At 71.9% G+C, this 17,615-nt stretch carries 17 protein-coding genes; 10 read left to right on the top strand and 7 right to left on the bottom strand.

The annotated features are described in order from the left end of the window. Positions 1 to 48: 48 nt before the first annotated feature. From EUA94_RS00865 to EUA94_RS00850, 4 genes are read left to right on the top strand one after another with little or no spacing between them, the layout of a single operon-like run. Positions 49 to 2,058 carry a protein meaA gene (locus tag EUA94_RS00865; RefSeq protein ID WP_129423748.1) on the top strand — a complete coding sequence of 670 codons (2,010 nt, stop codon included), beginning with the start codon at positions 49 to 51 and terminating at the stop codon, positions 2,056 to 2,058. A 32-nt stretch (positions 2,059 to 2,090) separates the two neighbouring features. After that, on the top strand, positions 2,091 to 3,002 hold the full coding sequence (locus EUA94_RS00860) for an FAD-dependent oxidoreductase (RefSeq protein ID WP_129423746.1): 912 nt from the start codon (positions 2,091 to 2,093) through the stop codon (positions 3,000 to 3,002). Further along, entirely contained in the window at positions 2,995 to 3,603 is a 609-nt protein-coding gene (locus EUA94_RS00855; protein ID WP_129423744.1) for a histidine phosphatase family protein, read from the top strand. Before EUA94_RS00860 ends, EUA94_RS00855 begins: the two co-directional genes overlap by 8 nt. 44 nt (positions 3,604 to 3,647) lie before the next feature. After that, positions 3,648 to 3,866 carry a hypothetical protein gene (locus tag EUA94_RS00850; protein WP_129423742.1) on the top strand — a complete coding sequence of 73 codons (219 nt, stop codon included), beginning with the start codon at positions 3,648 to 3,650 and terminating at the stop codon, positions 3,864 to 3,866. Positions 3,867 to 3,872: 6 nt separating this feature from the next. Here the strand turns inward: EUA94_RS00850 and EUA94_RS00845 are convergent, their stop codons facing one another. After that, a complete protein-coding gene (locus EUA94_RS00845) occupies positions 3,873 to 4,316 on the bottom strand; it encodes a DUF952 domain-containing protein (protein ID WP_207210345.1) in 444 nt (147 codons plus the stop codon). A 17-nt stretch (positions 4,317 to 4,333) separates the two neighbouring features. On the opposite strand from EUA94_RS00845, the gene EUA94_RS00840 reads away from it, so the two are divergent. Beyond that, a complete protein-coding gene (locus EUA94_RS00840; RefSeq protein ID WP_129423738.1) occupies positions 4,334 to 4,921 on the top strand; it encodes a 3'-5' exonuclease family protein in 588 nt (195 codons plus the stop codon). On the opposite strand, the gene nucS is transcribed toward EUA94_RS00840, so the two are convergent. Further along, entirely contained in the window at positions 4,922 to 5,647 is a 726-nt protein-coding gene (gene nucS / locus EUA94_RS00835) for an endonuclease NucS (RefSeq protein ID WP_129423736.1), read from the bottom strand. Here nucS and EUA94_RS22325 point away from each other — a divergent pair. Then, entirely contained in the window at positions 5,636 to 6,718 is a 1,083-nt protein-coding gene (locus EUA94_RS22325; protein ID WP_207210343.1) for a GNAT family N-acetyltransferase, read from the top strand. The genes nucS and EUA94_RS22325 overlap by 12 nt on opposite strands. A gap of 46 nt (positions 6,719 to 6,764) precedes the next feature. Then, positions 6,765 to 8,558, top strand: a complete 1,794-nt coding sequence (locus EUA94_RS00820) for a 3-hydroxyacyl-CoA dehydrogenase family protein (protein WP_129423734.1) — start codon at positions 6,765 to 6,767, stop codon at positions 8,556 to 8,558. Here the strand turns inward: EUA94_RS00820 and EUA94_RS00815 are convergent, their stop codons facing one another. Both EUA94_RS00815 and EUA94_RS00810 read right to left on the bottom strand, forming a co-directional pair. Continuing rightward, a complete protein-coding gene (locus tag EUA94_RS00815; protein ID WP_129423732.1) occupies positions 8,559 to 9,020 on the bottom strand; it encodes a VOC family protein in 462 nt (153 codons plus the stop codon). It abuts the gene before it with no gap. A 47-nt stretch (positions 9,021 to 9,067) separates the two neighbouring features. After that, complete coding sequence (locus EUA94_RS00810; RefSeq protein WP_129423730.1) at positions 9,068 to 11,503, bottom strand: LuxR family transcriptional regulator; 2,436 nt, start codon at positions 11,501 to 11,503, stop codon at positions 9,068 to 9,070. Positions 11,504 to 11,774: 271 nt separating this feature from the next. Between EUA94_RS00810 and EUA94_RS00805 the strand changes: the two genes are divergently transcribed. Both EUA94_RS00805 and EUA94_RS00800 read left to right on the top strand, forming a co-directional pair. Then, positions 11,775 to 12,536, top strand: coding sequence for a hypothetical protein (locus EUA94_RS00805; protein ID WP_129423728.1), 762 nt, complete (start codon positions 11,775 to 11,777; stop codon positions 12,534 to 12,536). Positions 12,537 to 12,582: 46 nt separating this feature from the next. Further along, positions 12,583 to 13,380: an alpha/beta fold hydrolase gene (locus EUA94_RS00800; protein ID WP_129423726.1), complete on the top strand. Its 798-nt coding sequence runs from the start codon at positions 12,583 to 12,585 to the stop codon at positions 13,378 to 13,380. 7 nt (positions 13,381 to 13,387) lie between these two features. Here the strand turns inward: EUA94_RS00800 and EUA94_RS00795 are convergent, their stop codons facing one another. After that, the gene (locus tag EUA94_RS00795) at positions 13,388 to 13,924 is read right to left on the bottom strand and encodes a CGNR zinc finger domain-containing protein (RefSeq protein ID WP_129423724.1); all 537 of its coding nucleotides are present in this window, start codon (positions 13,922 to 13,924) and stop codon (positions 13,388 to 13,390) included. 59 nt (positions 13,925 to 13,983) lie between these two features. Here EUA94_RS00795 and EUA94_RS00790 point away from each other — a divergent pair, with 59 nt between their 5' ends. Continuing rightward, entirely contained in the window at positions 13,984 to 14,955 is a 972-nt protein-coding gene (locus EUA94_RS00790) for an EamA family transporter (RefSeq protein WP_207210342.1), read from the top strand. Here the strand turns inward: EUA94_RS00790 and EUA94_RS00785 are convergent. Then, a complete protein-coding gene (locus EUA94_RS00785) occupies positions 14,933 to 16,150 on the bottom strand; it encodes an AI-2E family transporter (protein ID WP_165356752.1) in 1,218 nt (405 codons plus the stop codon). The genes EUA94_RS00790 and EUA94_RS00785 overlap by 23 nt on opposite strands. An 86-nt stretch (positions 16,151 to 16,236) precedes the next feature. Then, a complete protein-coding gene (locus tag EUA94_RS00780) occupies positions 16,237 to 17,514 on the bottom strand; it encodes a coiled-coil domain-containing protein (protein ID WP_129423718.1) in 1,278 nt (425 codons plus the stop codon). Positions 17,515 to 17,615 lie beyond the last annotated feature (101 nt).

Here is a 17,615-nt window from a genome sequence, read left to right as displayed (position 1 = left end):
ACGTCGGAGGCGGTGACTGACCGGTAACCGGCGCCCTACCCTGTCGCCATGACCCAAGCTGCGGGACGCCACAAGGACAAGGATCGCCCCTGGGTGATGCGCACCTACGCGGGCCACTCCACGGCCGAGGCGTCCAACGCGCTCTACCGGAACAACCTCGCGAAGGGGCAGACCGGCCTGAGCGTCGCCTTCGACCTGCCCACCCAGACCGGCTACGACCCCGACAGCCCGCTGAGCCGCGGCGAGGTCGGCAAGGTGGGCGTGCCCGTCCCGCACCTCGGCGAGATGCGCAAGCTCTTCGCCGACATCCCGCTCACCGAGATGAACACCTCGATGACGATCAACGCGGTCGCGATGTGGATGCTCGCGATGTACCAGGTCGTCGCCGAGGAGCAGAACCCTGATCTCGCGCCGGAGGACGTCGCCGCCCAGCTGGCCGGCACCACCCAGAACGACATCATCAAGGAGTACCTCTCGCGCGGGACGTACGCCTTCCCGCCCGAGGCGTCGATGCGGCTGATCGCCGACATGATCGCCTACACGGTCCACCAGATCCCGCAGTGGAACCCGATCAACATCTGCAGCTACCACCTGCAGGAGGCCGGCGCGACGCCCGTGCAGGAGCTCGCGTACGCGCTGAGCACCGCCATCGCCGTCCTCGACGAGGTGAAGGGCGCCGGGCAGGTCTCCGACGACGACTTCGAGAAGGTCGTCGGGCGGATCTCGTTCTTCGTCAACGCGGGCGTCCGGTTCGTCGAGGAGACCTGCAAGATGCGGGCCTTCGTGCAGCTGTGGGACGAGATCACGCGCGAGCGCTACGGCGTCACCGACGAGAAGATGCGCCGGTTCCGCTACGGCGTACAGGTCAACTCGCTCGGCCTCACCGAGGCCCAGCCGGAGAACAACGTGCAGCGCATCGTGCTCGAGATGCTCGGCGTGACCCTCTCCAAGAACGCCCGCGCCCGCGCGTTGCAGCTGCCCGCCTGGAACGAGGCGCTCGGCCTGCCGCGCCCCTGGGACCAGCAGTGGTCGCTGCGGCTGCAGCAGGTGCTGGCCTTCGAGTCCGACCTGCTCGAGTACGACGACATTTTCGACGGCTCGCACGTGATCGCGGCGAAGGTGGCCGAGCTCGTGGTGGGCGCCAAGGCCGAGATCGACCGGGTGCAGGAGCTGGGTGGCGCGATCGCCGCCGTCGACTACATGAAGTCCGAGCTGGTCTCCTCCCACGCCAGGAGGCGGGCCCGGATCGAGTCGGGCGAGGAGGTCATCGTCGGCGTCAACAAGTACGAGTCCACCGAGCCGTCGCCGCTCACCGCCGATGTCGACGGCGCGATCATGGCCGCCGACCCCGAGGCCGAGCAGACCGCCCGCGCGAGCGTCGAGGCGTGGAAGGCCGAGCGCGACGAGACCGAGGTCGAGCAGGCGCTCGCGGCCCTCGCCGAGGCAGCCAAGGGCGAGGACAACCTGATGGTCCCGACCCTCGTCGCGGCCCGCGCCGGTGCGACGACGGGGGAGTGGGCCGCCACCCTGCGCGGCGTCTTCGGCGAGTACCGCGGACCGACCGGGGTCGGTGGGGCCGCCGTTGCCGAGGCCGGTGTCGAGCTCACGGCCGTGCGCGAGCGGGTGAGGGCCACCGGCGAGGAGCTGGGCGGACGGCTGCGGCTGCTGGTCGGCAAGCCCGGTCTCGACGGGCACTCCAACGGGGCCGAGCAGGTCGCCGTACGCGCCCGGGACGCCGGCTTCGAGGTGATCTACCAGGGCATCCGGCTGACGCCCGACCAGATCGTCGCCGCGGCCGTCGCCGAGGACGTGAACTGCATCGGCCTGTCGATCCTGTCCGGGTCGCACATGGAGCTCGTCCCCGACGTGCTCGACGGCCTGGAGCGGGCGGGACTGTCCGAGATCCCCGTCATCGTCGGCGGGATCATCCCCGACTCCGACGGCCGCCGGCTGCGCGAGCTCGGGGTCGCAGCGGTCTACACGCCGAAGGACTACGGCCTCACCGAGATCATGGGTGGCATCGTCGACGTGATCCGCAGGGCCAACGGGCTCGACTGACCCACCCGCCCCCCGGCTGGCAGACTCGGCCCATGCGACGCGTGATCGTGGTCGGGGCCGGGGTGGTGGGGCTGTCCTGCGCGGTCCGGCTGCTCGAGGCCGGCCACCGGGTCGACGTGGTCGCCCGCGACCTGTCCCTGGAGACGACCTCGTCGGTCGCCGCGGCCGTGTGGTCGCCGTACTCCCAGCCGCAGGAGCACGTCGTGCGCTGGGCGCGGGCGGCGTACGACGCATTCGCCGCGCTGTGCGACGACGAGGCCACGGGCGTGGTCATGCGCACCGGCACCGAGCTCTTCCGGCACGACGGCGGGGACCTCTGGTGGCGCGAAGCCCTGCCGCCGGGCGCCGGTCCCGATCGCGAGACCAGCCTCCCGCCGGGCTACGCGTCGGGCCTGACGATGCGCACGCCTGTCATCGAGATGCCGGTCTACCTCCGCTGGCTGGCCGCCCGCGTCGAGGAGCTGGGCGGCTCGATCACCCGGATGAACCTGTCCGCGCTGCCCACAGGTGATGCGCTCGTCGTGAACGCCAGCGGCATCGGTGCGCGGCTGCTCGGTGGCGACCGGACCGTCGCGCCGGTGCGCGGCCAGGTCGTCCTCGTCGAGCAGGTCGGGATCGACCACTGGTGGATCGACGCCGAGACGCCGGCGTACGTCGTGCCGCGCAGTCGCGACGTCGTGCTCGGCGGCACCGCTGACGCCGGCGACTGGAGTCGTACGCCTGATGCCGCCACCGCCGAGGCGATCCTGGCGTCGGCCGCGGAGATCGAACCACGGCTGGTCGGAGCCCGGATCCTGCGCCACAAGGTCGGGCTGCGCCCGGGCCGGCCGACCGTCCGCCTGGAGCGCGACGGGGGAGTGATCCACTGCTACGGCCACGGCGGGTGCGGGGTCACCGTGTCGTGGGGCTGCGCAGACGACGTGGTGGACTTGGCGCGTGACTGATCTCCAGTGCGCCGCGCGGGTGTTCGTCGCCCGGCACGGCGAGGCCGTCTACGAGAGCGAGCTGCTGAGCGACGCGGGCGGCTGGCTCACCACGCTCGGACGCGAGCAGGCCAGGTTGCTGGCCGAGGCGATGGCGAACGAACGGATCGCCCGCGTGTGGACGAGCGACATGGCGCGCGCCGTACAGACCGGCGAGATCGTGGCGGGCGCGCTCGGCGTCGATGTCGTGGTCCGCAAGGGACTGCGGGAGTTCGGCGTCGGCGACGCGGCCGGCACCGACGGCGTGCCCGACCCCTTCGCCGCGACGTTCGCGTCGTGGCTCGCGGGCGACCTCGCCGCGCGGATTCCCGGCGCGGAGAGCGGCGAGGAGGTGGTCGAGCGCTACGGCGCGGTCCTCGAGGAGATCGCGGACGCCCACCGCGGGGAGTCGGTGCTGGTGGTCAGCCATGGCGGAGTGATGTGCATGGCCCTGTCCGCGCTCGCGCGCAACCTCGCGCTCAGCCACAGCCGGGACCTCCCGATGCCGAACTGCGGTGTCGTGGCGCTCGAGGGGGACGACGACGGCTGGGTGGCCCGCTCGTGGGCCGGGACGACACTGTGAGACCAAAGGTGAGGCTTGCCTAAGTCTCGGGTACGCTGCCGACCGTGGGTTCGAAGAAGCCAGCCAAGAAGGCAGTCAAGAAGGCAGGCACCGTCGCCAAGCTGCCCAAGAAGAAGTGCTGCGTCGACACCCCCAAGTGCGGGCGCTGCCCGCTGCGGATGCTCAAGGAGGGCACCCTCCCTCCCGGCTACACGGTCAAGAAGCGCAAGCTCGTGAAGGTCGGGGTCAAGACCGGCAAGAAGTCGGGGACGAAGGCGGCCTGAGGCGGCTCACAGGACGACGGTCACCACGACCGCGACCAGCAGCATGACGGCCACCGCGATGCCCATCCGCAGGGCCATGCCCTTGACCCACAGCGACGTGACGGTCTCGGGGCGACCGCGTCGGTCGAGCGGGCTGGCGTCGACGACGGCACTGCGGTTGATCGGTCCGTAGACGTGCGGGTAGGTGTCGTCCCCGACGGCCTCCACCCGCACCTCGGCGTCGGTGAGCCGCGTCGGGTCTATCGTCAGGAGCAGCAGGTGCTCACCCGCCGATCGGTAGTAGCGGTCGAAGACGCCCTGCACCTGGTCACGACGACTGGCGTGGATGAAGCCCTCCTCGGCGAGGGTGCGGCCCGCGGTCGAGGTGGTGTAGGTCCCGGTGCCGAGCGTACGTCGCCAGTCGGCTGCGGTGGCGATGTGGAAGATGCGCTCGGGAACGGGCGAGGTCACCGTGCGAGGGTAACGACATGAGCGAGCGCGTCTACGTCGTGACCGACATCGAGGTCGACGGCTTCGTCCCCGGCCCGCACTCGATGCTCGCCTTCGCCTCCGTCGCCGTGACGGCATCCGGCGCGCACGTGGGGGAGTTCGAGGCCGTGCTCGAGCGGCTGCCCGGCGCGCAGCCGAACCCGGCCACGTGGGACTGGTGGCTCTCCCAGCCGCCGGAGGTTCTCGCCGCGTCGACCGTCGGCGCCCGCCCGGTCCCCGAGGTGATGTCCGACTTCGTCACGTGGGTCCAGGGGCTGGGGGAGGAGCGCGAGTTCGTCGCGTCCCCGCTCGGTTTCGACGGGACCTACGTCGACCACTACCTGCGCCGGTTCACGGCGTATGGCCTCACGCAAGGTCCCGACGAGACCGACCGTCTCTTCCACGGTCCGGGCCTCTGTCTCAAGAGCCTCGCCTGCGGCGTCACCGGCGGTGACTGGGCGACGTTCTCGGTCCACGACCTGCCCAGCGAGTGGTTCGGCGAGGTCGAGCACACCCACCGCGCCATCGACGACGCCCGCGGCTACGCCAACCTCCTGGTCGAGGTCATGCGGCGCGCGCGGGGCTGACTAGAACAACCGGTGCTCGGCTCCGTCGTCCATCCCGCGGAGCGCGTCGTAGTCGACGAGGGCGCAGGCAATGCCGCGGTCAGTGGCGAGCACGCGCGCCTGGGGCTTGATCTCCTGGGCGGCGTAGATGCCGCGGACCGGCCCCTTGATGGTCAGCATCGGGTCGCGGTTGAGGAGCTCGAGGTAGCGGGTGAGCTGCTCGACGCCGTCGATCTCGCCGCGGCGCTTGATCTCGACGGCGACCGACAGGCCGTCGGCGTCGCGGCACATCAGGTCGACCGGGCCGATGGCGGTCATGAACTCCCGACGGACGAGGGTCAGGCCGTCGGACAGTGTGGCCGGGTGCTCGGCGAGCAGCTCCTGGAGGTGCTTCTCGACGCCGTCCTTCTGCAGGCCGGGGTCGACGCCGAGGTCGTGCGAGGTGTCGTGGAGGACCTCGTCGATGAGGATGCGCAGGGTGTCGTCGGTCTTGCCGGCGGTCACCACCCACTCGGGGCGGCCGTCCTCGTCGACGCCCTCGCGGACCGTGCACGGCGGCGACATCCAGTTGAGCGGCTTGTAGGAGCCGCCGTCGGAGTGGATGAGGACCGAGCCGTCCGACTTGAGCATCAGGACCCGGGTCGCAAGGGGCAGGTGGGCGGTCAGCCGCCCGGCATAGTCCACCTGGCAGCGCGCCACGACGATCCTCACGACGGGCGAATCTACAGTGGCCCCGTGACGGACCACGCAGTACGCCCCGCGCGGGCGCGCGACCTGCCGCTGATCGCCGCGATCGAGGACTCGGGGATCGGTATGTTCGAGAAGGTGCTGGGTGACCTGACCGGTGATGCCCTCGCGTCCCCGGCCCCCAGCGGCCAGCAGCGGATGTCGGAGCCGGGATTCCTCCTCGTCGCCGGCGACCCCGCGATCGGCTTCGCCCACGTGGTCGACCTGGAGTCCCACGCCCACCTCGCCCAGATCTCGGTTCACCCCGACCACGGGCGCCGCGGCGTCGGCAGCGCGCTGCTCGAGGCGGCGGCCGAGCGGGCCGCGCTCAAGGGCCACGGCTCGCTCACCCTCACGACGTACGCCGACCTGCCGTGGAACGGGCCGTTCTACGCCCGCCACGGCTTCGTCGAGGTCGCTGCCGACGAGCCGATGACCGCCGCCCAGCTCGCGATCTCGGAGGACGAGGAGCGGCTCGGCCTGTCCCGGCACGGCCCGCGCGCCTGGATGCGGCGACCGCTCCGCGCCCACCGCTCGACCGCGGAGCTCACCGCGTTCCTCCCGACGCTGGACGATGCCCCGCGCGACGTCGGCGTCCTCCGCACCGTCGTACGCCGGCCCGCCGTGGGGGAGCGCGAGGTGCTGGAGGTCGGCCACCTCGACGTCGCCGATGGCCTCGTCGGCGACACGTGGCGCTCGCGCGGCAGCCGGCGGATGCCCGACGGTGCGGCGCACCCCGACATGCAGCTCAACCTGATGAGCCACCGACTCGTGGAGTTCGTCGCGCAGGACCCGGACCGCGAGGTGCTCGCCGGTGACCAGATGTTCCTCGACCTCGACCTGTCCCACGCCAACCTCCCCGCGTGGAGCGAGCTCCACATCGGCGGTCCCGAGGGTGCCGTGGTCGTCGTGACCGACCAGCCGCACAACGGCTGCGCGAAGTTCATCGCCCGCTACGGCAAGGACGCGATGGCCTTCGTCAACGGCGACGAGGGCAAGCCGCGGCGGTTGCGCGGGCTGTGCGCCAAGGTGGTGCGGCCGGGCCCGGTCCGACCGGGCGACGAGGTGGTCGTCGTACGCCCCACGACGTGACGGTTCCCACACCCGCAGGGCAGCACCCGCGTGGGAGCATGCGTCCATGACTGACGAGACTGCCCGCGAGTTCAGCACGGTCGGCGTGATCGGCCTCGGCACCATGGGCGCCGGCATCGCCGAGGTCTTCGCCCGCAACGGCTACACCGTGATCGGCGTCGAGCTCAACGACGGAGCCGTCGAGCGCGGCCACCAGCACCTCGAGCACTCCACGGGGCGCGCGGTGAAGCGCGAGAAGATGACCGCGGAGCAGCAGGCCGAGCTGCTCGGCCGGATCACCCTCACCACCGACATGAAGGCCCTGGCCGTGGCCGACCTCGTGGTCGAGGCCGTGGTGGAGTCGCTCGAGGTCAAGAAGTCGATCTTCCGGCTGCTCGACGGCATCGTCCGCGATGACGCCGTGCTCGCGACCAACACCTCCTCGCTGAGCGTCACCGAGATCTCGACGGCCAACTCCAAGCCCGGCCGCGTCATCGGGGTCCACTTCTTCAACCCCGCACCCGTGCAGAACCTCGTCGAGATCATCCGCACCGTGGTCACCGAGCCGAGCGTCCTGGAGGACGTCCAGGGCGTGCTGCGCGGCCTGGGCAAGAACCCGGTCGTGTGCGGCGACAAGGCCGGCTTCATCGCCAACACGCTGCTCTTCGGCTACCTCAACCACGCGGTCTCGATGTACGAGGGCAAGTACGCCTCGCGCGAGGACATCGACGCCGCCATGCGCTTCGGCTGCGGCTACCCGATGGGTCCGCTCGCGCTGCTCGACCTCATCGGCCTCGACACGGCGTACGAGATCCTCGACACGATGTACAAGCAGGGCCGCGACCGGCTGCACGCGCCGGCGCCGATCCTCAAGCAGTACGTCACCGCCGGCCTGCTGGGTCGCAAGTCGGGCCGCGGGTTCTACACCTACGAGGCGCCCGACTCCCCGATCGTCGTCGACGACGCCCAGACGCCGAGCACCGACGACCTGCCGCAGCTCCACCACGACATCCGGCTCGTCGGGGTCGTGGGCACCGGGACGATGGCCGCGGGCATCGTGGAGGTCTTCGCGAAGGCCGGCTACGACGTCCTCTTCACCGGTCGCGGCCAGGACAAGATCGCCGGTGTCGTCGCCGCGATCACCCGGAACTTCGACAAGCAGATCCAGCGCGGCCGGGCCACGGAGGAGCAGAAGGCCGAGGTGCTGGGTCGCGTACGCGGCACCACCTCGCTCGACGACCTCCGCGACGTCGACCTCGTCGTCGAGGCGATCGCGGAGGACCTCGCGATCAAGACCACGCTCTTCGAGAACCTCGACGAGATCTGCAAGCCCGGCGCCATCCTCGCCACGACGACGTCCTCGCTGCCGATCATCTCGATGGCCAAGGTGACCAAGCGTCCCCAGCACGTCATCGGCATGCACTTCTTCAACCCGGCCGCGATCATGAAGCTCGTCGAGGTGGTCTCCACGGTCGCCACCGACGAGGCCGTGACCGAGACCGTGCTCGCGCTGTGCGAAAAGGTCGGCAAGGTCGCCGTGAGGTGCGGTGACCGTGCCGGGTTCATCGTCAACGCCCTGCTCTTCCCCTACCTCAACGACGCCGTGAAGATGCTCGAGGCGCACTACGCCACCGCCGACGACATCGACATGGCCATGAAGCTGGGCTGCGCGCTGCCGATGGGTCCCTTCGAGCTGCTCGACGTCGTCGGCAACGACGTGTCGCTGGCCATCCAGAAGGAGCTCTACCTCGAGTTCCGCGAGCCCGGGTTCTCCCCGGCACCGCTGCTGGAGCACCTGGTCACGGCCGGCTACCTCGGTCGCAAGGCCGGGCGCGGCTTCCGGGACTACAGCGCGCGCTAGTCAGTCCAGGCAGAACTCGTTGCCCTCGGGGTCGCTCATCACCAGGTGACCACCGGTCATCGGCGGGGCGGGCTCGTGCCGCTCCACCCGTGTCGCGCCGAGGACGACCAGGCGCTCGGACTCCGCCTCCAGGGCCGCCATCCGCTCCTCGCCCTCGAGGCCCGGCGCGGCGCGGAGGTCGAGGTGCACCCGGTTCTTCGCGGTCTTGCCCTCCGGCACGCGCTGGAAGAACAGCCGCGGTCCGTCACCGTCGGGGTCCTGCGCCGCCGACGCGGAGTTCCACTCCGACTCAGGGACCCCGACCTCACGCAGGAAGTCGTGCCAGACGTCGAACACGTCCTGCCCGGGTTCGACCTCGCGGCCGGGCGGCGGCGGGTTGACGTAGCCCATGGCTGCCGCCCAGAAGCGCGAGAGCGTCTCGGGGTCGTGGGCGTCGAAGGTGACCTGGATCGTTCGGCTCATGCCCGACATCCTGCCGCGCCCCACCGACAGCGCGTGCGACGACGGCCTCAGGCGTGGGCGCGTCCGTGGGTCTGCTCGGTGACCAGCCCCGCGAGCCGGGCGCGGGTGTTGATGTCGAGCTTGCGGTAGATGTGGGTCAGGTGGGCGTCGACCGTGCGCGGGGAGACGAAGAGCTCCTCGGCGATCGCGCGGCTGGTGAGGCCCTGAGCCACGCGCTCGGCGACCAACCGCTCGGCCGCCGTCAGCTGGTCGAGCACGGACGGAGGCTCGGAGGTGGGGCGGTTGAAGACGGCGCTGATGAGGGTGACGGCGTCGGCGGACAGGTCCTCGCCGTGGATCCACGCCTCGGGAGCCCGGCTCGCCGGCACCACGTCGTAGTCGGCTGCGTAGCCCCACCGCACCGCCATCCGCGGGGTGCGCAGTGCGGCCGCGGCTGCCGCCAGCGACCGCGTCTCCGGGAGCTGCCGGGCGCGCGCGACCCCGGCGAGTCCGTCGAGCACGTCGGCGGCGCGCAGGGGGAGCCGCATCGTGCGGCAGTGGTCGAGGGCGGTGAGGTAGGTCGTGGTGGCCTGGTCGAGATCACCGAGCCCGACGAGCGCGCGGCCGAGCAGCAGCCGGGCCTCGACGCTGTCGCGACCCAGCCGCGCGGAGTCCGCGAGCGCGACCACGTCGGCGGCGAGGCCGGCCGCCTGTCGCAGCTCGCCGCGCACCAGCAGGTCGCGCCCGTCCTGGGTGAGCACCGGGAGGCGTACTGCCCACGGCAGGCTCTGGCGGTCGACCTCGAGCGGCTCCCACGTCGGGTCGAGCCCCCGCAGGAGGGTCTCGGCCAGCAGGCCGACCCGGTCCTCGGCGAGCTCGCGGGCCTCGAGCACCACGGCCCGGGTGCCGGCGACCGCCTCGGCGACGCGTCCCTGCTCCAGCGCGATCCGGGCCAGGAGCGTACGGGCGGAGAGGTCGATCCACCGCTCGTCGCGACTCATCCGCGCCGGGAGGGCGTCACCGGCCGCCTGCGCCGCCTCCGCGAAGCGACCCTGGGACGTGTAGACGTCGGCAAGGGTCCGGGTGGCCTGGCGCCGGATGGAACCCTCGGGATCAAGGTCGAGCGCGCGGCGGGCCTCGCGCTCGGCGAGCTCCATCTCGCCGGCGTCGAGGTGCATCTCGGCCCGGATGGACGCGGTCTTGGCCAGCTGCTCCTCGGGGCTCGGTGCCGACGAGGCGTGCTCGTCGGCCCGGTCCAGCAGCCAGAGTCCCTCGTAGGTCCCGCGCATCTCGGAGGCGGCGATCCCGGCCCGCCGGGCGATCTGGGCACCGATCGCCGGTGGCCCGTCGCCGCTCGACAGGGCGGCCTCGAGGATCTCGACGGCGTCACGCGCGCGCATCGAGGTGTAGAGCGAGGAGAAGATCCGGTTGGCCACCGAGTAGCCCTCGGCGCGGGTCTCCGGTTTCTCGCAGGCGGTGAGCACCGCGTGGCGCATCGCCGGCAGGTCCTTGAGCCAGTCGGCGTCGGCGGCGCCGTAGTTGTCGTGGGCCGGTGCGTTGTCGTCCGCCCAGCCGATGAGCCCCGACTCCACCGCCGCCACGTCGTGCGGCCGCGCGATGGCGCGCGCCCGGCCCCGGATGGGCGAGAGCATGTCGAAGCGTCCTCGGGGGTCGACCTCGAGCAGGCTGCGGCGGACGAGGTTGCCGGCCAGGTCGGCGGCGCGGGCCGAGGACTCGTCCAGCACCCGTGCGAGCACGCCCAGCCCGACGGGGAACCCCAGCAGCCCGATCCGGCGCAGCGCGGTGGCGCTGTCGTCGTCGAGCAGGTCGTGCGCGGAGTCGACCGCCTCGTCGAGGCTGGCACTCGACATCGCGTTGCTCAGCCCGACCAGCGCCGACTGCACGGCGACCTGCTCGATGAGGAGCGGGAGGCCGCCCGTGGCTCGCAGCAGCCGGCGTACCTCGTGGGCCTGCGCGTCGAGGTCGACCGGCTGGCCGCCCGCGGACCGGACCCGGCGCAGGAACAGCTCCACGGCCGGCCCCTCGAGGGGCGAGCGGTGGGACGGCACCGGGAGCGGGCCGACGCGTACGACGGACTCGTGCGGCTGGCCGGCCGTGGTCAGCGCGGTCACCACGACCCGGGCATCGCTCGTGCTCTCGAGCACCGCCTGCAGCATCGGTCCGGCATCGGTGGCGTCGAGGTCGAGGCCGTCGAGCACCAGCAGGCACGCGCGGCCGTCGACGGCGCGCCCCAGTGCACCCACGAGGGAGTCGCCGGGAGCGGTCTCGGCGTCGAGGCACTGCAGGGCGGCGACGAGCACGTCGTCGAGGCTGCGCAGGGTGCGCGCGTCGACCCACCAGGTCTCGGTGTCGGCTGCGACGTGGCGGACGATCAGCGTCTTGCCGCTACCGGGCGGGCCCACGACGGTCACCCAGCGCGACTCGGCGAGCGCGGCGCCCAGCGCGCGCTGGACGTCGTCACGGCCCAGGCACGGAGACAGCACGGGCCGAATCTATCGTCCCGGCGCCCGGAGTTAGGTAGGACTACGGATGCCGGTCACCGGCCCCGCGCGGGAGGCTTGGCGCACGCCGAGGACGTCGGGACCGCACAGGGGATGGTCTCGACGGCCGCTGGCCGCCTCTCAGAGCAGGTCGCGCATCGATGGGGGTCGATGTGCGACCTGCTCCTGCGTGCGCGGGAGCGCGCTCCGACCGCTTCCCGGAGCGCGCTCCGACCGCCGTCAGGACCTTGCCGCCGCTGCGTACGCTGTGCCCATGGAACTCGTCCTCGTGCTGCTCGTCCTGGGCGGGCTGACCGGCGTCGCGGTGGCGGCCGGCAAGACGGGCAAGCGACGTGAGCTGGCCCGCGCCGAGGCCGAGGTCGCACCGGTGAAGCGGCTCGCCGAGGAGGACGTCACGGCCCTCGGCGTCGAGCTCCAGGACCTCGACATCGACCTCGCCGGCGAGGAGCTCGACCCCGGCGCCAACGCCGACTACCAGCGCGCTCTCGACTCGTACGAGTCCGCCAAGGCGGCCGCGGCCGCCCTGACTCGTCCTGACGACGTGCGGCACGTGACCGAGATCCTCGAGGACGGCCGCTACGCCATGGCGTGCGTACGCGCCCGGGTGGCCGGCCAGCCGCTGCCGCAGCGCCGTCCCCCGTGCTTCTTCGACCCCCGCCACGGCCTGTCGGTCGTCGACGTCCCGTGGGTGCCGCCCGGTGGCGCGTCCCGCGACGTCCCCGCGTGCGCGCTCGACGCCGAGCGCGTGCGCGCCGGCGCCGAGCCCGACATCCGCAAGGTGATGGTCGGCTCGCGCCGGGTGCCCTACTGGCAGGGCGGCCGGGCCTACCAGCCGTACGCCCAGGGCTACTTCGGCGGCTTCGGCCCGATGGACTGGATGTTCATGGGCATGCTGTTCGGCGGTGGCTTCGACGGCATCGGCGACGGCATCGGCGCCCTCGGCGAGGGGCTCGGTGACATGTTCGGCGGCATCGGCGACGGCATCGGCGGCCTCTTCGACGGCTTCGACTTCTGACCCGACCCCTTCCAGGGCACGTTCGCCCGCCTGACACGATGGTCACGTGAGCCTGCACACGACCGTCCTCGGTGAGGACGCACCCGGGTCGACCGTCGCCTTCTGCCACGGCCTGTTCGGGCAGGGCAAGAACTGGACGCAGGTCGCCAAGGCGCTCAGCTCCGACCACCGCGTGCTCCTGCTCGACATGCCCAACCACGGCCGCTCGCCGTGGACGGAGACGTTCGACTACGTCGAGCTGGCCGACCTCGTCGCCGTCGATCTGCGGGAGCGGTCGCCGGAGACTCCGGTGGCACTGGTCGGGCACTCCATGGGCGGCAAGATCGCGATGTGCCTGGCCCTGCGGCACCCCGACCTCGTCGAGCGGCTGGTCGTCGTCGACGTGGCGCCGGTGGCCTACCCGAGCGGCCGCGAGTTCGTCGGCTACATCGAGACGATGCGCGGTCTCGACCTCTCCACGCTCGAGCGCCGCGACCAGGCCGACGAGGCGTTGCGCGATCCGGTGCCCAACCCGGTTGTTCGCAGCTTCCTCCTGCAGAACCTCCGCCGCACCGAGGACGGCTGGCACTGGCAGGTGAACCTCGACCTGCTCGGCGCGTCGATGGACGGGCTCACCGGCTGGCCGGGCGACGCGCTCGGCGCGGCGTCGTACGACGGTCCGGTGCTGTGGGTCGGCGGTGCCGACTCCGACTACATCGACGACGCGCACGCGCCCGAGATGGACCGACGCTTTCCGCGCAACCGCAGGGTGCTGGTCAAGGGTGCCGGGCACTGGGTGCACTCCGAGCAGCCGGCGGTCTTCCTCGAGGTGCTGCGCCGGTTCCTGCCCGACGCGTCTCGCTAGCCGCGGTTCAGGCCTTCTGGCGCGCGCGGTAGGCCGCGACGGCCTCGCGGTTGCCGCAGGTGGTGGAGCAGTAGCGACGCGATCGGTTGCGCGAGAGATCGAGCACGACGTCGTCGCAGTCGTCGGACGCGCACCGGTCGAGCCGCGACATCTCGTCGGCCCGGATGACGTCGATCATCGCCATCGCGGTCTCGACCACGACGCGCTCCTCGAGCGGGCGGTCGGGGTCGACGGCATGGACGTGCCAGTCCCAGTGGTCGTGCCGCTGGAGCTGGGGGAGGGCCTTCGCCTTCGCGAGCATGCTGTTGACGATCTCGGCGGCCTCGTCGCGCTCGGCGAGCAGCAGGGCCTTGAGCGCGGGCCGGAGCCGGCGTACGGCGTCGAGCTCGCCCTGCGTGGCGTCGAGCCGACCGGTGTAGGGCCACGAGGCGAGGAAGGCGGACAGGTCGTCGACCGAGCCGAGTGGCTCGCCGGGCTCGTCGGTGGAGTTGACGAGGGCGACCGCGGCCTGGAGCGAGGCGTCCGTGTCATCCGTGAAAAGCATGTTGACACATTACATCAGGCCGCCATAGTGTCATGACCGTGACGGCTTTGACGCATGACATGGCACGCTCCCGGACCACCACCGGGCTGGCACTGGCGGTCGCCTCGGCGACGTCGTTCGGCCTGTCCGGCGTGCTCGCGCGCGGGCTGCTCGACACCGGCTGGAGCGCGGGTGCGACCGTGGCGCTGCGCATCGCGATCGCCGCTGCCGTGCTGGTCGTCCCGGGAGCCCTGGCCCTCCGGGGGCGGTGGCACCTGCTTCGCGTCAACGCCGGCCTCATCGCGGTGTACGGCGTCGCGGCCGTCGCAGGCGCGCAGCTCTGCTACTTCTACGCCGTCACCTACATGCAGGTGAGCGTCGCCCTGCTGCTGGAGTACACCGCACCGGTCGCCGTGGTCGTGTGGCTCTGGCTGCGCCACGGCCACCGTCCCTCGGCCCTGACCCTCCTGGGCGCGGGCATCGCCGCCGCCGGGCTGGTGCTGGTGCTCGACGTCATCTCCGGCGCCGAGCTGAGCGCCGTCGGGGCCCTGTGGGCCCTGGGCGCGATGGTCGGCGCCGCGACCTACTTCGTGATCTCTGCCGACGAGGACAACGGGCTCCCCGGCATCACGTTGGCAGCCGGCGGACTGCTCGTGGGCGGTCTCGTGCTGCTGGTGGCGGGCGCCTCGGGTCTGCTGCCGTTCCACGCCTCGACGGACGACGCGGTGTACGACGGGCGGGCCGTCGCATGGTGGATCCCCGTCGTGGCGCTGGGCCTGGTCACCGCGGCCTTCTCCTACGTCACCGGCATCGCGGCCGGGCGGCGGCTCGGCAGCCGATTGGCGTCCTTCGTCGCGCTCGGCGAGGTCCTCGCCGCCGTGATCTGGGCGTGGCTCCTGCTGGGCGAGCTGCCCCGCCCCGTCCAGCTGGCCGGCGGCCTGCTGGTGCTGGCCGGCGTCGTCGTGGTCAAGCTGGGCGAGGGCCGGGCTCCGCTCGTCGTCGAGCCGCTGCCGGAGTCCCAGACGGAGCTCAGCGAGCGTCCTGCCGCTTGAGGAACACCTCACGGTGCAGCAGCAGCAGCGCGGCCGCGACGGGGACGGCCAGCAGTGCGCCGATGACGCCCATCAGCGAGCCACCCACCAGCGCGGCGACCACGGTCACCGAACCGGGGATGTCCACGGACTTCTTCATGATCCGCGGGTAGATGAAGTAGGACTCCACCTGTTGGTAGGCGACGTAGTAGACGAGCGCGATGAGCGCGATGGTCGGTGACACCGTGAGGGCGAGCAGCGTCATCAGCGCCCCGGAGACGAACGCGCCGACCACGGGGATCAGCGAGAACAGCCCGACCACGAAGGCGAGCGCGAAGGCGTAGTCGCCCAGGCCGACGATGAACGAGAAGATCAGCGTGCTGATCCCCGCGCACAGGGCGACGAAGAAGGCGCCGGCGACGTAGGCGCCCGTCGACCGGATGATCTGGTCGCCGAGCTCGCTGACACGGGGCCGCTTCGAGGCCGGCGCGAGGGAGTAGCCCGCGTGCTTGATGCTGGGGAGCGAGGCCAGGAAGTAGATCATCAGCACGAGCACGATGAGGCTGTTGGCCAGTGCGGAGAGCACCCGGAGGCCCACGCCGAGCGCGCCGCCGAACACCTTCTGCCCGAAGTCGCCGTTCTGGATGTACTCGCGCGCCTTGGCGATGACGTCGTACTGGTCGTCGAGCTTCTGGACCTGCTTGTTGGCCTGCAGGTCGTCGAGCCACCCGGGCGCGTTCTTGGTGATCTGGGCGATCTGCTCGCTGATCACGGGCGCGATGGCGACCACGAACAGGGCGAGCACGCCGATCACGACGACGAGCACGAGCAGGACGGAGAGCCCGCGACGGACCCCTCGGCGCATGAAGAACTCGACGACCGGGTTGAGCCCGATCGCCAGGAACATCGACATCACCAGCAGGATGATGACCGAGGAGATGCTGAGCAGCTGCTGGCTGAGGAAGATCGCGACGACCGCGCCCAGCGCGCCGAAGAACCCGATCTTGAAGGGGGAGTGGCGCAGCAGCAGCGGGGCAGGGCCCGGCTCGGCCTCGACGTACGGCGCAGGCGCAGCGTCGTCGATCACGAGGTCGGTCGCGTCGTCGATCTTCTCGGCGATCTCGGCGGCCGTTTTCGCCGACTCCTCGGCGGACTCGGCGGCGGCCTCGGCGCGGTCGGCGTCCTCACTCACCTGCTCCACCACCGTCTCGAGCACCTCGGGTGCCTCGGCGAGGGTGGTGTCGAGCGGGATGTCGGACGCGGCGTCGCGGGAGGTCGCCTCCCGGAGCCGGTCGCGCCAGCTCAGGACTCGTCCTCTTTGAAGCCGGCGACGACGTCACGGAGGGCACCGAGCTGCGCGGTGATCGCGTCGCGGCGCTTGGCCATCCGGTCCACCTCGGCCTGGATGTTGGCGAGCTCGCGTTCGGCTTCGGCGACACGGCTGGTGCCGATCGAGTCCGCCTGGCTGCGGGCCGAGGAGACGACCTGTTCGGCCTCGCGGCGCGCCCGTGACAGCAGGCCCTCGGCCTCGGCCTGTGCCTGCTGGCGGTGGGCGTTGGCCTGGGCCGTGGCCTCCCGGGCGCGCTGCTCGGCGGCCGTGGAGCGCTCCTCGGCCTCGGTGACGAGGCGCTGGGTCTCGGCGGTGGCGTTGCTGTGGTGCTCGGCGGCCTCGCGGGTGAGCCGCTCCTTCTCGACCGACAGCGTGCGCCGCGCCTCCTGGACCTCCCGGTCGGCGGCGGCGCGGGCCTGCTCGGACTCGCGGGTGGCGGTCACGCGCATCTCGTTGGTCTCCTGCTGGGCGGCCAGCCGGACCTGGTCGGACTCGCGACGCGCGGCGGCAAGAAGGTCCTCCGCCTCCGCCTTGGCCAGGCTGCGCTCGGTCTCGGCGTCCGCGGTCAGTCGGGCGCGCATCTCGTCCAGCTCCTTGAGCTGGACCATGCGCATGTCGTCGGCCTCGCGGGCGGCGTCGGCCCGGATGCCCTGGGCGTCTCGCTCGGCCTGCGAACGGATCTCGCTGGCGTCGCGCCGCGCGGCGTTGCGCACGTCGGTCGACTCGTCCTCGGCGAGCTTGAGCATCGAGGTGGCGCGGCCACCGAGGCCGGCGTACGTCGGGTTGCTGTTCTCCTCGAGCTCGGTGCGCAGCCGGGCGATCTCGCCCTCGAGGTCGATGACCCGCTGCTCGCTGCTGGCCAGGCTCGTTGCCAGGCCAGACTTCTCGGTCTGCAGCTGGCCGACGCGCTGGTCGACCGCGGTCCTGTCGTAGCCGCCGCGCCTCACCTGGGGCAGCGGGGCAGCGCCAGCGGCCGGGACCACGGGGGACCGTCGGGTCGTCTCCAGGTCGGGCGAGGCAGCGCGCGGGGGCACCACGGGGGCGGGCTTCGCGGGCTCCGCGGCCTTCACGGGCATCGTCGGCTCCGCCGGCTTGGCCGCGGCGGGCGCCTTCTCGGGCGCCGCCTCTCCCCGCGCGGGCTCGTCCTTCGGCGTCACGGGGAGGACTTGGGTCTCCTCGCCCGCGCCTGCCGGGTCGTCACCGTCGGACTCCGGCTCGTCGAAGATGGACAGGCCCTGGTCGGAGCTCATGCTGCGACACCCACTCTCACGTCGTCGTACGGACTGCTTCGGTGCCAGTCTGTCCGATGCCCGGGGATGAGGACACCCCGGCTCGCAGGGGATCCGCCCCG

Origin of the sequence: Nocardioides zhouii, from assembly GCF_004137345.1 — a bacterium.
In the GTDB taxonomy this organism is placed as follows: domain Bacteria; phylum Actinomycetota; class Actinomycetes; order Propionibacteriales; family Nocardioidaceae; genus Nocardioides; species Nocardioides zhouii.
Note: the sequence above shows the minus strand (reverse complement) of the source record. Positions and strands in the feature narration are given on the sequence as shown.

Excerpts from the sequence above, each read along its gene's own strand:
- EUA94_RS00865 (WP_129423748.1), top strand. The coding sequence starts at position 49 with ATGACCCAAGCTGCGGGACGCCACAAGGACAAGGATCGCCCCTGGGTG.
- EUA94_RS00860 (WP_129423746.1), top strand. The coding sequence starts at position 2,091 with ATGCGACGCGTGATCGTGGTCGGGGCCGGGGTGGTGGGGCTGTCCTGC.
- EUA94_RS00840 (WP_129423738.1), top strand. The coding sequence starts at position 4,334 with ATGAGCGAGCGCGTCTACGTCGTGACCGACATCGAGGTCGACGGCTTC.
- EUA94_RS00820 (WP_129423734.1), top strand. The coding sequence starts at position 6,765 with ATGACTGACGAGACTGCCCGCGAGTTCAGCACGGTCGGCGTGATCGGC.
- EUA94_RS00815 (WP_129423732.1), bottom strand. The coding sequence starts at position 9,020 with ATGAGCCGAACGATCCAGGTCACCTTCGACGCCCACGACCCCGAGACG.
- EUA94_RS00805 (WP_129423728.1), top strand. The coding sequence starts at position 11,775 with ATGGAACTCGTCCTCGTGCTGCTCGTCCTGGGCGGGCTGACCGGCGTC.
- EUA94_RS00795 (WP_129423724.1), bottom strand. The coding sequence starts at position 13,924 with ATGCTTTTCACGGATGACACGGACGCCTCGCTCCAGGCCGCGGTCGCC.
- EUA94_RS00790 (WP_207210342.1), top strand. The coding sequence starts at position 13,984 with ATGGCACGCTCCCGGACCACCACCGGGCTGGCACTGGCGGTCGCCTCG.
- EUA94_RS00780 (WP_129423718.1), bottom strand. The coding sequence starts at position 17,514 with ATGAGCTCCGACCAGGGCCTGTCCATCTTCGACGAGCCGGAGTCCGAC.